Origin of the sequence: Burkholderia lata (genome assembly GCF_902499025.1) — a bacterium.
Taxonomy (GTDB): Bacteria; Pseudomonadota; Gammaproteobacteria; order Burkholderiales; family Burkholderiaceae; genus Burkholderia; species Burkholderia lata_C.
The window spans coordinates 21,155-34,431 of record NZ_CABVPW010000064.1; the positions used below are offsets into that span (position 1 = coordinate 21,155).

12 protein-coding genes and 1 pseudogene are annotated in these 13,277 nt (G+C 61.9%); 10 read left to right on the top strand and 3 right to left on the bottom strand.

Features of this window, described 5'->3' with window-relative positions; all coding sequences use genetic code 11:
- Window position 1 precedes the first annotated feature (1 nt).
- Window positions 2-487: a type VI secretion protein gene (locus BDI24065_RS38565; protein WP_175035606.1), complete on the bottom strand. Its 486-nt coding sequence runs from the start codon at window positions 485-487 to the stop codon at window positions 2-4.
- A gap of 466 nt (window positions 488-953) precedes the next feature.
- Between BDI24065_RS38565 and tssB the strand changes: the two genes are divergently transcribed.
- The 9 genes from tssB (at window position 954) to BDI24065_RS38610 (ending at window position 12,057) form a co-directional block, all read left to right on the top strand.
- On the top strand, window positions 954-1,484 hold the full coding sequence (gene tssB, locus BDI24065_RS38570; RefSeq protein WP_175035607.1) for a type VI secretion system contractile sheath small subunit: 531 nt from the start codon (window positions 954-956) through the stop codon (window positions 1,482-1,484).
- Between the two features lie 26 nt (window positions 1,485-1,510).
- A complete protein-coding gene (gene tssC / locus BDI24065_RS38575) occupies window positions 1,511-2,989 on the top strand; it encodes a type VI secretion system contractile sheath large subunit (protein ID WP_175035608.1) in 1,479 nt (492 codons plus the stop codon).
- Window positions 2,990-3,059: 70 nt separating this feature from the next.
- Complete coding sequence (locus BDI24065_RS38580; protein ID WP_175035609.1) at window positions 3,060-3,557, top strand: Hcp family type VI secretion system effector; 498 nt, start codon at window positions 3,060-3,062, stop codon at window positions 3,555-3,557.
- A 17-nt stretch (window positions 3,558-3,574) separates the two neighbouring features.
- Entirely contained in the window at window positions 3,575-4,045 is a 471-nt protein-coding gene (gene tssE / locus BDI24065_RS38585) for a type VI secretion system baseplate subunit TssE (protein WP_175035610.1), read from the top strand.
- Window positions 4,029-5,816, top strand: coding sequence for a type VI secretion system baseplate subunit TssF (tssF, locus tag BDI24065_RS38590; protein WP_175035611.1), 1,788 nt, complete (start codon window positions 4,029-4,031; stop codon window positions 5,814-5,816). The genes tssE and tssF overlap by 17 nt, the downstream gene beginning before the upstream one ends.
- Window positions 5,780-6,871, top strand: coding sequence for a type VI secretion system baseplate subunit TssG (gene tssG / locus BDI24065_RS38595; protein ID WP_175035612.1), 1,092 nt, complete (start codon window positions 5,780-5,782; stop codon window positions 6,869-6,871). The genes tssF and tssG overlap by 37 nt, the downstream gene beginning before the upstream one ends.
- Window positions 6,868-9,432, top strand: a complete 2,565-nt coding sequence (gene tssH / locus BDI24065_RS38600; protein WP_175035613.1) for a type VI secretion system ATPase TssH — start codon at window positions 6,868-6,870, stop codon at window positions 9,430-9,432. The genes tssG and tssH overlap by 4 nt, the downstream gene beginning before the upstream one ends.
- Before the next feature lie 77 nt (window positions 9,433-9,509).
- Window positions 9,510-11,498, top strand: coding sequence for a type VI secretion system Vgr family protein (locus BDI24065_RS38605; RefSeq protein ID WP_175035614.1), 1,989 nt, complete (start codon window positions 9,510-9,512; stop codon window positions 11,496-11,498).
- Between the two features lie 7 nt (window positions 11,499-11,505).
- Window positions 11,506-12,057 carry a toxin-antitoxin system YwqK family antitoxin gene (locus BDI24065_RS38610; RefSeq protein WP_175035615.1) on the top strand — a complete coding sequence of 184 codons (552 nt, stop codon included), beginning with the start codon at window positions 11,506-11,508 and terminating at the stop codon, window positions 12,055-12,057.
- A gap of 15 nt (window positions 12,058-12,072) precedes the next feature.
- On the opposite strand, the gene BDI24065_RS38615 is transcribed toward BDI24065_RS38610, so the two are convergent.
- Both BDI24065_RS38615 and BDI24065_RS38620 read right to left on the bottom strand, forming a co-directional pair.
- The gene (locus BDI24065_RS38615) at window positions 12,073-12,468 is read right to left on the bottom strand and encodes a DUF4280 domain-containing protein (RefSeq protein WP_175035617.1); all 396 of its coding nucleotides are present in this window, start codon (window positions 12,466-12,468) and stop codon (window positions 12,073-12,075) included.
- Window positions 12,469-12,636: 168 nt separating this feature from the next.
- Window positions 12,637-12,928, bottom strand: a pseudogene (locus BDI24065_RS38620) (IS3 family transposase); the annotation flags it as partial.
- 83 nt (window positions 12,929-13,011) lie between these two features.
- Here BDI24065_RS38620 and BDI24065_RS38625 point away from each other — a divergent pair.
- Window positions 13,012-13,277, top strand: a 266-nt coding sequence (locus tag BDI24065_RS38625; protein WP_034183302.1) for a transposase, incomplete at its 3' end; no start/stop codon positions are given.

Consider the following 13,277-nt stretch of genomic DNA (forward strand, 5'->3'; position numbering starts at 1 on the left):
TCTAGCGCGGCGACAGCCGCAGATCTTGATCGCCCAGTTCTAGCGACAGCTTTCGCGGGCTGCCGTCCAGCCTGGTGCGATGCGCACCCGGCGTCTGGTAATTCGCGAACACCAGCACGCCGGCAGCGCGCTGCCCCCCGAACGGGAACGGCTGATCCGCCATGCGCTGCCCAGGAACGAGCTCATAGGTGTGGATGGCCAGTTCTTTCGGATAGTCACGCTGCATCTGATCGCGCTGGGCAAACCATTTCGCGGCAGGTAAGCCGAGCAGCGCATCGAGCAGTTGCGGCGTCCGCACAAGCACCACGTCGACCGCGATCGGCGCATCGAGGTTTGCCTCGACGGCGACATTCATCGTGAGCGTGTCGATCCTGACGCGAGGCAGCGTCGCCGAGCATGCCGTGACACCAAGCGCAATCGACAATCCTCCACACAACACGAACGCCAGACGACCCCAAGTTGGCCCTTCTCGCAGCGCACTGATCACGCCCGTTTTCCCTATTATCGTGTTTCTTCCGTATCCGTCCCGGACTGGACCTTCTACCCGCGCCCTTTGTTTCAATATTGGATGCAAATTCAATTTGTATTTACATCGTCTACACAATGAAAAATATCTTTGAAATCCATCTCAGAATATCGTAGAGTCGGCTCGTTAGACAAGCGCAAATTGAAACGGAGCCGCTTTCATTAAGAAATGGAGCCGCTTGCATTAAAAGAAAGTCCAAGGCAGGTACAGCTCTGCGTATCCATGCTGCAAACATCAGAGCTTGGATAATTTGTAGCTTTCAGTACTGCGCGATTGGAGATTTCCGCTTTTTTCCCGCGTGGAGCATGACCGCTCGAGTCACGGCCAGGCAACACTGTGCGGGAGCCGGACCGTCGCGCGAAAAGGAAAGAGTCCGGTGCCAGCACCGCACATTCAACGCGTCACATTCGCACCTGAAGAGGTGGCCATGGCCGACAGCACGCAGCATTGGTTCGAAAGGAATCGCCCGCCGCGGGTTCAGATTACCTACGACGTCGAAATCGGTAACGCAATCGAAAAGCGCGAACTTCCACTGGTAGTCGGCGTACTCGCCGATTTGTCCGGTAATCCGGAAAAACCCCTAAATAAAATGGCGGAGCGCAGATTCGTCGATGTCGACCGGGACAATTTCAATGATGTAATGAAATCCATTGCGCCGCGCCTCGTGCTGCAGGTCGACAATACGCTCTCCAATGACGGCAGCAAGGTCAATGTCGAGCTTGGATTCAAGCACATCGACGATTTCGACCCAGTGGCAATCGTCAATCAGATCGCCCCCCTCAAGCAACTCTACGCTGCACGTTTGCGCCTGCGTGACCTGCTGACCAAGCTCGACGGCAACGACGAGCTCGACAAGCTGCTGCAGGAGGTCGCGGGCAATACGGAACGGCTCGCCGAGATCAAATCCGCCTATCCACAAGTCGGCACGGCCGATGATTCGCCGCCCGCCAGCACCTGATTCCTGGCCCCTTCACGGAGACGCTCATGTCGGAACCCCAAACCGTTGAGGCCTCTGCGCAGGCCCAGACGATCTCGTTGCTCGATCGCATCATCCAGGAAGGCCGCATGGCGCTCGATGCGGAACAGCAGGAGCACGCACGCCAGCTGCTTGCGGAATTCGCGCTGCAGGTACTCGACAAGAACATGGTGGTCGGTCGAGACACGGCCGCAATGATCAACGACCACATCAGCAAGATCGACGAGCTGATCACGGCTCAGTTGAACCAGGTGCTGCACCATCCCGACATGCAGGCGCTCGAGGCGTCGTGGCGCGGCCTGCACTACCTGGTGAAGCATTCGGAAACGGGTACGCGGCTGAAACTGCGCCTGCTCAATGCGTCGAAGAAGGATCTGCAGAACGACCTAGAAAAGGCCATCGACGTCGATACGAGCGCGCTTTTCAAGAAAGTCTACGAGGAGGAGTACGGGACGTTCGGCGGTCATCCGTTCAGTGTGCTGATCGGCGACTACTATTTCAGCCGGCAGACGCCTGACCTGAGCCTTCTGGAGAAACTGGCCCAGGTCGCCGCTGCGGCGCACGCGCCGTTCATCTCCGCGGCGCACCCGCAGCTCTTCGACATGGGCAGCTTCACCGAGCTCGGCGTGCCGCGCGACCTGTCGAAGGTGTTCGAATCGATCGACATGTACAAGTGGCGCGAATTCCGCAAGAGCGAGGATGCGCGCTACGTGACGCTCGTGCTGCCGCACGTCCTGATGCGCGCTCCCTATCACCCTGACAGCAATCCCGTCGACGGCATCTCGTTCGCGGAGGATGTGAACGGCACCGATCATTCGAAGTATCTGTGGGGCAATGCTGCCTACGCGCTCGGTCAGCGCATTACCGACGCATTTGCGAAGTACAGCTGGTGCGCGGCGATTCGCGGCGTGGAGGGCGGCGGCGCGGTCGAGAGCCTGCCTGGCCATATTTTCCGGACCGCGGCAGGCGACAAGGCGATGAAATGCCCGACCGAGATTGCCATCACCGACCGCCGGGAGAAGGAGTTGGACGCGCTGGGTTTCATCGCGTTGTGCCACAAAAAGAACGAAGGTCTCGCGGTGTTCTTCGGCGGACAAACGACCAATAAGCCGGTCGCCTACAACACCGATGAAGCGACCGCGAACGCACGCATCTCGGCGATGCTGCCTTATGTGCTTGCGGCCTCTCGCTTTGCGCATTACATCAAGGTCATCATGCGCGACAAGGTGGGCGGGTTCATGAGTCGCGAGAACGTGCGGACCTATCTCAACGCATGGATTGCGGACTACGTGCTCGTGAACGACAACGCGCCGCAGGAAATCAAGGCGCAGTATCCCCTGCGCGAGGCGCGCATCGACGTGACGGAAGTGGCCGGAAAACCCGGCGCGTATCGCGCTACGGTATTCCTGCGGCCGCACTTTCAGCTCGAGGAACTCACGGCGTCGATCCGGCTCGTCGCTTCGCTACCTCCGCCCGCGGCGGCATAAGGCGTCTCTCTCCCTATTGGTTTGCACACGGCGCGGCGCAAGCTGCGCCGTGCTCAAGGAAACGTAATCCATGGATTCGATCATTCTCGATCTTGGCAGCGACATCAAAGGCGAATGCATGCTCGAGGGCTACACCGACAAAATCGAGCTCATGTCGTACAGCCATAACGTGGCCCTGCAAGTCGCCAATGACGTGAGCAACTCTGAGCGCACGACGGGCAAGCCGCACGTCGGCGAATTCACGGTCACCAAATTCGTGGATGTCTCGACGCCCACGCTCAACGAGTACTGCTGCGGCGGCAAGGCGATTCCGACGGCCACGATCATCGTCGGCCGCAATGCCGCGGAAAGCAGCGGAAAAATCATGCCGTTCATTACCTACACGCTGAACAACGTCCTGCTCAGCAACGTCAGCGTGTCGGGCGGCGCCGGTGGCAAGCCCGTGGAGACGCTATCGCTCAACTTCACGAAGATCAAGTGGGAACTGACCACGCAGAAGGACGACGGCGGCAAGAAGGGCACCGCTGCGACCACCTGGGACATGACCGCCAACAAGGTGAAGAACTGACCTGGCCGCTACGCCTCATGACGAACGCTTCCGTTCCTGCCGTCCGTACGCCGCTCCTTGCGTTGCTCGAAGACGACTCGCCCTTTAGCATCGACGAGGTGCCGCCGCCGGCCTTCACGCTGGCGCAGTTGCGCGCGTCGGTACGCGCAGAGCTTACGCGGCTCTTCAACACCCGACGCCGGCCAGAGCACGCCCGCCGCAGGCTCGACGTTCTCCAGTATGGGCTGCCGGACTGGAGTGTCCGCTACGCTGCGCGCGCCGACGATCGGGTGACGCTCGAACGCGACATGACCGCGGCGATCATTGCGTTCGAGCCGCGTCTTGTGCGGCCGCGCGTCGAGGTCGAACCCGATGCAGACACGCCATGGCGGCTGCGTGTTCGCATCACGGGACTGCTGCGGGCAGAGGGCACGAATTCGCCCGTCGTGTATGCGGCCGAACTGGCCGATGGGTTGCCGATCGGAGTCGTCGATGAATCCTTCCCTTGACGACCTGCTTCTCGACTATTACCAGCGCGAGCTGACTTATCTGCGACACGCGAGCCAGAGCTTCGCGGAACGCTACCCGAAGGTCGCCCAGCGGCTCTCGCTCGGTGCAGGCGAATGCGCGGACCCACATGTCGAGCGTCTGCTGGAAAGCTTCGCGTTACTGACGGCGCGCTTGCATCGCAAGCTGGACGATGAATACTCCGACCTCACCGATTCGTTGCTCGAACAGTTCTATCCGTACGCGTCGCGACCGATTCCATCGATGACCATCGTGCAAGCCGAAGCCGATCCTTCGCAAGGCAGTCTCGCGAGCGGCTATGTGGTGCCCCGCGGCTCGCCGTTGCAGCACGTGACGGGCGATGGCACCGCAATCCAATGGCGCACGGCCGCCAATGCGACGCTGTGGCCCGTGGACGTAGACAATGCACAGATGCTCAGCGCCGAAGAGGCGCAGGCGCTGACGTCGGACGGCACGCTCCAGTCGGCCTTGCGCCTTTCGCTGCGGTGCACCGGCAAGCACACGTTCGCCGCATTGCCGATTCGTACGCTGCGCATCCACCTGGGCGGCACGTCAGTAACAGCCGCCCAGCTTTACGACCTGCTCTGCGCGCATACGACGAGCGTATATGCGCAGGCGCCGGCGGCCGCCTTGCGTCCAATCCCGGGCAAGCCGCAACCGGTGGGCTTCGCCTGGGACGATGCGCTGCTGCCCCTGGAGGACGGGGTCCATCCTGCCTATCGGCTGCTAGTGGAGTATTTCGCGTTTCCCGAAAAATTCCTCTTCTTCGATCTGCCCGTTCCGCAGGCTTCGGACGCAGTCGACCGGCTCGATCTTGTGATCGGTTTTTCCGCCGCGCCGGCAAGCCGGGTGACGGTCAGTGCCCGTGATGTGCTGCTTGGCTGCACGCCGGCAATCAATCTCTTTCCACGTACTTCCGAGCCGCTTCGCCCGGATGCGACGCGGCACGAATTGCGGATCAGCCCCGACATCCATCGCGAATCCAGCACGGAGATTTATTCGGTGCTCAAGGTGCGCGCGGTGCTTGGACGCGAAGTCACGGAGGTCGCGCCGTACCTCGGAATACAGCATGGAGCCGGTTCAGGACTCTATTGGCATGCCAGACGCGTATCCGCCATGCATGCGTCGCGGCCGGGAAGCGACGTGATGCTGACTTTCGTCGATCCGTGCTTCGATCCCGCGCTGCCGGAAGCGCGGACGCTGACGGCCGAACTGCTGTGTACCAACCGCAACAAGGCCCAGAACCTGTCACCGGGTATGGCGCTCGCGTTCGACCAGCCGAGCCCTATTGCGCGCGTCCGCATTGTCCGACGTCCGACGCAGCAGGCCATGGCCGCCCTGGACGGCAGCTCGCGCTGGCGGTTCGCATCGCAACTGGTGCTCAACCATGCATCGTTGGTCGATGGGCCCGAAGCGCTTCAGGCACTGCGCGAGATGCTCCAGTTGCACAATCTCACGACCCAAGCGACCGCCGCGCGACAGATCGGCGGCATCGTCCGCGTGAGCAGCGAGCCCACGGTCGAACATGTCGGCGAAGACATGTGGCGGGGATGGCGCAACGGCCTCAAGGTGACCGTCGAGCTCGATCGTACTAACTTCGTCGGCGCAAGCACGGTGATGTTTTCGGGCGTGCTCGCGCATTTTTTCGCGCTCTACGCGAACGTCAACCGCTTCGTCCGGACCTCACTGGTGCTCGACGGCAAGGAGATTCGTTCATGGCGACCGATACAGGGAACGCCGGTCGTTCTGTAGCGGAGCGGCTTTTCGCGGAACCCCAGGCGTTTGAATTCGTTCAGGCGGTACGCCTGCTCGAGCAGTTGCGGCCGGATGCCGCAGCACTCGGCACCGGTCTCGACCCGCGGCGCGAGGCGCTCCTGCTGTGCGCACCGTTTACGCCGGTGATCGCATCCGCGGAATTGCAGGCGCTCAGACGCGACGCACTGTGCTCGCTTTCGGTCGAGTCAGGTAGCGCGACCCATGGCGACACCCCGGCGCAGCCGGAACTCGAAGTCAATCTGCTCGGCCTCGGCGGTCTGGACGGGCCATTGCCGGATGCTTATCAGGAGTGGCTGCAACATCGCGTCCGTCTCAAGGACACGTCCGCCGTAGCGTTTCTCAACCTGTTTCAGCACAGGCTGCTGGCGCTGCTCTACCGCGCGTACCGCAAGCATCGGATCGCGGACCCGTTCGTGTCGCCGGAGCGCGGAGCCATTCCAACCGTCCTGCACGGCCTGGCCGGTCTGCAGCCGGGTGCGCGCCCGACCGTCGGGACCGACACGGAGCTCGCGCCGCAGGCGATACTGGGCCGCGCGGGGCTCTTTGCGAACCAGCGCCGCTCGCTGGCCGCATTCGATGTGATGGTGCGACATCAGTTCGGCGCGCTGGCGTCCTCGACGCCGTTCGACGGAGGCTGGCGCACCCTTCCGGAAGCAAGCCGAACGCGTGTCGGGCCCCGGCAGGGCCGCAATAATTTGTTGGGCCGCGGAGCGCTGGCGGGAACGAGAATCTGGGACGAACATCGCGGCATACGAATCGATATCGGGCCGCTTCCGTTACGCGAGTATGAGGCGTTCCTGCCCGGCGGACGCCGCCACGCGGAACTGTGCAGCCTTGCCGCGGCCTGGTTCGGCGCCAACCTGCTCTGCCGGCTCGATCTCACGCTGGCAGTCGGCGAGCGCCCCCGGGCACTGCTGTCCGCTCGCGCACCGCAACGGCTCGGCTGGACTGCGTGGCTCGGTGGGCATCACCAGCCCCCCTCTGCGTCAATCACGCACGTCAGGCTGCGCAGCCGCGGAGCCGGCGGATGAGCCTTGAACCCAAAACGCTGATCAGCAGGCTGGACAATGCCGTGCGCATTGCACTCGAACGGGCGGCACAACGGTGCCTCCTGCAAACGCACTTCCATGTGGAAGTGGAACACCTGTTGCTCGAGCTGATCGAGATCGACGGCGGCGACCTCGAGTGCATCCTGCCCCGCTTCGCGATCGAGCGCGATGCCCTCGTCAAGGAAATCACTCGGGCGGTCGAGCTGTTCCGGCGCGGCAATACGCGCACGCCCGCGTTCTCGGTGAGCCTCGTCCAGCTACTGCAGGATGCGCTCCTGCTGTCGTCGATCGTCCTGCAACATCCGCAGGTCCGCTCCTCGACTTTGCTGCTGGCGACGCTAGAGAATGAGGCGCTGCGCGTGCAGCTCTCGGCGAGCGCGCCGACCGTCTTGCGCGTATCGGCTTCCGCTCTGCGCGCGAACATCAGCGAGTGGCTCGCCGACTCGCGCGAACTGTCCGTGGCGGCTTCCGTTTCCCGCACACCGGATCAAGCAAACGCGGTCTGCACGCAGCCGACGCTGGATCAGTACACCTCCGACCTCACCGCCGAAGCACGCGCCGGGCGCATCGATCCGATCATCGGCCGCAACACCGAAATTCGCCAGACAGTCGATATCCTGATGAGGCGCAGGCAAAACAATCCGATTCTGGTCGGCGCTCCGGGCGTCGGAAAAACAGCGATCGTGGAAGGACTCGCGCTGCGCATCGCGGCAGGCGACGTGCCGCCGCCACTCGCGGGCGTCACCCTGCGTACGCTCGATCTCGCGTTGCTGCAAGCGGGTGCGGGCGTGAAAGGCGAATTCGAACAGCGGCTGAAGACCGTCATCGACGAGGTGAGGCAGTCGCAAAAGCCGATCATTCTGTTCATCGACGAAGCGCATACCATGATCGGCGTCGGTGGTACCGAGGGGCACGCGGACGTCGCCAACCTGCTGAAGCCAGCACTGGCAAGAGGCGAGCTGCGCACGATCGCGGCGACCACATGGCTCGAATACAAGAAATACTTCGAGCGCGATCCGGCTCTCGCGCGCCGCTTTCAGCTCGTGCAGGTCGAGGAGCCCGATGAACAGACCGCCGTCGCGATGCTGCGTGGCGTCACCACGAGGCTGGAAACGCATCACGGCGTGGCCGTCCTCGAAGCCGCGATCGTCGATGCGGTGAAGCTGTCGCATCGCTATATTTCGGGGCGCCAGCTGCCGGACAAGGCCATAGCCGTGCTAGACACGGCATGTGCACGTGTCGCGCTCGCGCAGCACGATACGCCGCCCCAGCTCGAGAGTGCGCGTCATCGCGAGCACACGCTGGGCGACGAACTGCAACGGCTGAGGCGCGAAATGACGATGGGAGCCAACCACGTGGTCCGCGTCTCCGCGCTCGAAGTCGAACACCGTCGGAATGCAATGCTCGTGCGCGCGTTGAGCGCGCGCTGGCGCGACGAGGCGGCTGCGGTCAGTGAAATACTCGCCACGCGTGTGAAGCTGGCGGCTCTCGACGAGCAGATGGCATCGTCACCCGCTTCGAATTCCGACCCTGGCTTCGCCGAGCAGTTCGAGGATCTGAGCGCGGAGCTGGCACGACTGGAAAGCGGGCTCGAAGCAATTCGCGACGATGACCTCATGGTGCCGGTGTGCGTCGACTCGAAGGCGGTGGCGGCCGTCGTCGCCAGTTGGACCGGCATTCCCGTCGGTAAGATGTTGGCCGACGAAATGCACGCCGTGCGGACCTTGCAGACGCGTCTCGCCGAGCGCATCGTCGGGCAGGACGCCGCGCTCGCAACGATCGCAACGCGCATCCAGGCGTACCGCGCAGGCCTGACCGACCCAAAGCGACCGGTCGGCGCGTTCCTGCTCATCGGCCCGACCGGGGTTGGCAAAACAGAAACCGCGTACGCTCTCGCCGATGCGTTATACGGGGGCGAGCGCAATCTGATCGTCGTGAATCTCTCCGAGTATCAAGAGGCCCATACGGTCTCGCAGCTCAAAGGCGCGCCGCCCGGCTACGTTGGCTATGGAGTGGGCGGTGCGCTGACCGAAGCCGTGCGCCGACATCCGTATAGCGTCGTGCTGCTGGACGAGATCGAGAAAGCACATGCGGACGTTATCGAAGCCTTCTACAACGTGTTCGACAAAGGCATGATGGAGGACGGAACCGGCTTGACTGTCGATTTCCGCAACACGACCATCCTCGCGACCAGCAACGTCGGCGCCGAATTGATGCATGGCGCGCTGGCATCGCTACCGAACGAAGCGTTCGCGTCGAAGCTCCGCGAGGCGCTACTGGCCGCTTTCAGGCCGGCGCTTCTCGCGCGAATGACGGCCGTGCCCTATCGGGCGCTGGACGACACAGTATTGCGCTCCATCATCGAACGAAAACTCGAAGTACTCAAGGTGCGCTACCACGAATCGACGGGCAAGCAGTTCGCGTTCGATGCCGGCATCATACAGGCCGTACTGTCAAGGTGCAGGTCCGCGGGGGCACGCGACATCGACAGTATCCTGACGAACGAGCTGGTCGGCACGCTTGCTCAGTGGGCGCTCGAATGAGTGCGCGTGCCAAAGTTGTGTCGCTTGCCCCCTGGCATCGCAACCGCCGTTGTACATTCCACGATAGATAACTCGCCATGTCACGCTCTCCTCTTTCCGGTGCCGATTCGCGGTTGCTGTTCATAGGCGTACCGTTCGAATCGTTCCTCGTCGTCACGCTGGAGGGCCGTGAAGCGGTCAGCGACGGCGTGGAGCTGCGCGTGCACGTGACGGGCGACGCAGTGCCGGTGGCGCTTGCCAGTCTGATCGGCAAGCAGGCCACGCTTTCACTGGCATGGGGCGATGCACCTCGCCAGATCAATGCCGTGTGCACGCGTGCGGCGCAATTGCCGTCGACCGGTGAAGGATGTCACTACGAGCTGGAGCTGAGGTCGTGGCCTTGGCTGCTGAGGCTTGCGTCGAGCAACTGGATCTTTCAGGGCAAGACAACACAGCAGATCGTCGAAGCGGTCTTCAACAAGCACGGGGCCACGGACTATTCATTTTCGCTGACCGGGCACTACGCCCCTCGCGAATACTGCGTGCAATACGCAGAGACGGACTTCGCTTTCGTCTGCCGGCTGTTCGAGGAGGAGGGATGGTTCTATTACTTCCGTCACGAGAATGGCAAGCACACGATGACGATCGCAGACAGCAACGACGGCTTCTCGTCGCTACCCGGCATCACGCAGATCGAATACATACACGGACGGAGTGGCCGGATCGAAACAGGTCGAATCCTGTATTGCAAACTTGTCCGGCAAACCACAACCGCTGCCTGGACAAGCTCGGACTTCGCGTACCTTACCCCTGCGTCGCAGCTATTTTCACAGGCGCGAGCCTCTGCTGACGGGCCAGTACTATACGAATACCCGGGCTGCTATCAAACGAGCGCCGCGGGATCGACGGTGGCGAAGCGTCGCATTGACGAACTTCAGGCCGACGCGTTCCGGCTCTCTGGCGACAGCGACTGCCGTGTGCTCACGCCTGGGTATCGATTCACGCTGTCCGGCCATGAGTCGGACGATGCGAATATCGAATGGGTGGTACTCGATGTCACGCATGAAGCGACACACGATGCGTATTTGAACCGCTTCGACGCGATTCCCGGCGACACGCCCTTCCGGGGTGCACGCAAGACGCGCCGCCAATTCATGCCCACGCAGACGGCGACCGTCGTCGGCAAGGGCGGCGAAGCGATGTGGACCGACAAATACGGCCGCGTCAAAGTTCAATTCCACTGGGACAGGGACGGACAGTTCGACGAGAACAGTTCGTGCTGGATACGGGTGGCCCAATCATGGGCCGGCAAGAGTTTCGGCGCGCAGTTCATGCCGCGCGTCGGCGACGAAGTGGTGGTGACGTTCATCAATGGCGATCCGGACCGCCCACTCATAACCGGCAGCGTCTATAACGGGGTAAACCTGCCGCCGTATGCGTTGCCCGACAACCAGACTCAATCGGGAATCAAGACCCGCACTTCGGAAGGCGGCGCCGGTTTCAACGAGCTGCGTTTCGAAGACCGGAAAGACAACGAGGAGGTTTTCCTGCAGGCGCAGAAAGATCTGAAGGTGAATGTCCTGAACGACGCCGCATGGACCATTGACCACGACGAGACGAGCACGATCGGGAATGCGCGCACGCATACGGTGAAGCAAGGGGACGACATGCTCTTCGTCGAGCAAGGAAATCGCAGCTCAACCGTAAAGACCGGCAACGAAACCGTCGAAATCGCGGGGACGCGCACCGTGAAGGCCGGTGGCAACGAACAGCGTGAGGTCGGCGGCAACTTCGAGCAAACGGTCTCGGGCGACTACACGCTGACTGTCGACGGCAATCTCACGATCAAAGTCATGGGCACGCTCACGCTGCACAGCACCGGCGATCTGAACGCAAAGACCGATGGATCGATGACGCATCAAGCGGCGTTATCACTGGTCAACAAGGCGGGTGCGTCACTAACCAACAAGTCGGATGGAGCGTTATCGAACGAAGGGCTGAGCGTCTCGAACAAGGGCTCGGCCGAACAGACCGTGGACGGCGGCGCCTTGCTGACCGTCAAGGGCGGCATCATCAAAATGAATTGAGGCGACAATGGATGGGCTTCAGGACGTTTCGTTCAGGAACGGCGATTCGTGCATCGACGGCACGACGCTCGACGGCGCGCTGCATGGCACGGCGCGGATTCATGTGGACGGCGTGCTGGTGGCCGTACTGAGCTACGTACGCGGCGAGCTGCATGGGCGTGCGACAACGCTCTATCCAGACGGCAAGCGCTCGGCACAGCTCAACTATGCCGACGGCAAGCTGCACGGCAAGGTGATTTACTACCTGGCGAACGATATCGTTCAGCGCGAAGCGCACTACGTGCATGGAGCGCTGAATGGAAACAGCAAGACCTGGCTGCCCAACGGCACCTTGCTCGAACAGGCGAGCTACAAGCAAGGCAAGCTCCACGGCGTATTGCAGCGCTTTCATCCTAACGGAAGGCTCGCGGAACGGCAGGTGTTCAGCACGGGCCGGCCGGCCGGGCCGGCAGAACGCTATGCGAGCGATGGGCGACCGCTCGATGCCGATGGCAAGCCGATTTCGTGCTGGCAGCAATGGTGGCGCGGGATGCGCGGCGAGCCGGAGCATTCGAGCTGAGGCGTCGCCGCGCGATTACGGCACGAGCGTGGTGTACTGGCCCGGCTGCATCACCTTGATGACGCCACCCCACGCGCAGATGAGCGTGCCTTGCGCGTCGAGCGCCGGAATCGCCCCGATCAGCGCCGTCGGTGCGCCGCCGGGAATCCACGGGGCGGACGGGGCCGGAACGCACGGCATCGACGTCAACACGCCCATCGCCGCGGAGGTAGCGGAAGCGACGGTGGGATTGGCCAGGCTCCGGCAGAACGCGAATGGCGTTATGTTGACGACCGGAATGGAATCCATGATGTTGGCCGCCGGCACGCCGCCGACCAGCGTGCGGTTGGTCGGTAACACGTTCAGCACGCCGGACGCGCTGCCGAACGAACATTGCAGGGTGGCGCCTGCGCAGACTTGGGGACTTGACATGGTGGTTTGCTGCTTTTTATTCAGCATCCGTAATGGGGTAATCGTACCTTTCGTGCAATTTTCGGTGGCTCGGTTACGAAAATCGTTGTCAATCAATGCATTGACGGCCTTCACGATCGCAGCAAGCACGCAAACTGAGATCAGACGGAATTCGTGGAGGCCAACGCGTTAAGCAGCGATCTGATTCAGATAGTAACGCTGCGTGAACGCGACAGGCGATTGGTAGTTCAGACGCGCCTGCGTGCGTTGCCGGTTGTAGAAGATTTCGATGTATTCGCTGATCGCCAGGCGTGCCTGCTCGCGCGTGGCGAAGCGTTGATGTGTGTGATTCATAGACCAGTTCGTTCTTCAGCGTTCCCCAGAAGGATTTGATCGGGGCGTTATCGTAGCAATGGCCGCGGCGGCTCGTCGATGCCCGCATATCGAACTGGCTCACGAGCGATTGATAGGCCAGCGCACAATTGACCCTAACCCAAGAAATAGTCCGGCTCAAAAGTAGAGAAATTCGGCATGATGTGTCCGAGCGGACACGAAGGCGATGCCATGAAGACGAGCAAGTTTACGGAAGAGCAGATCGCATTTGCACTGAAGCAAGCCGAGCTGGGTACGAAGGTCGAAGAGATCTGCCGCAAGCTCGGAATTAGCGAGGCGACTTTCTACAATTGGAAGAAGAAATTCGGAGGGTTGGGACCTTCCGAGTTGCGCCGGTTGCGCCAGCTCGAAGAGGAAAACGCGAAGCTGAAGCGACTCGTGGCGGACCTGAGCCTGGACAAGGCCATGCTGCAGGACGTACTCGCAAAAAAGCTCTG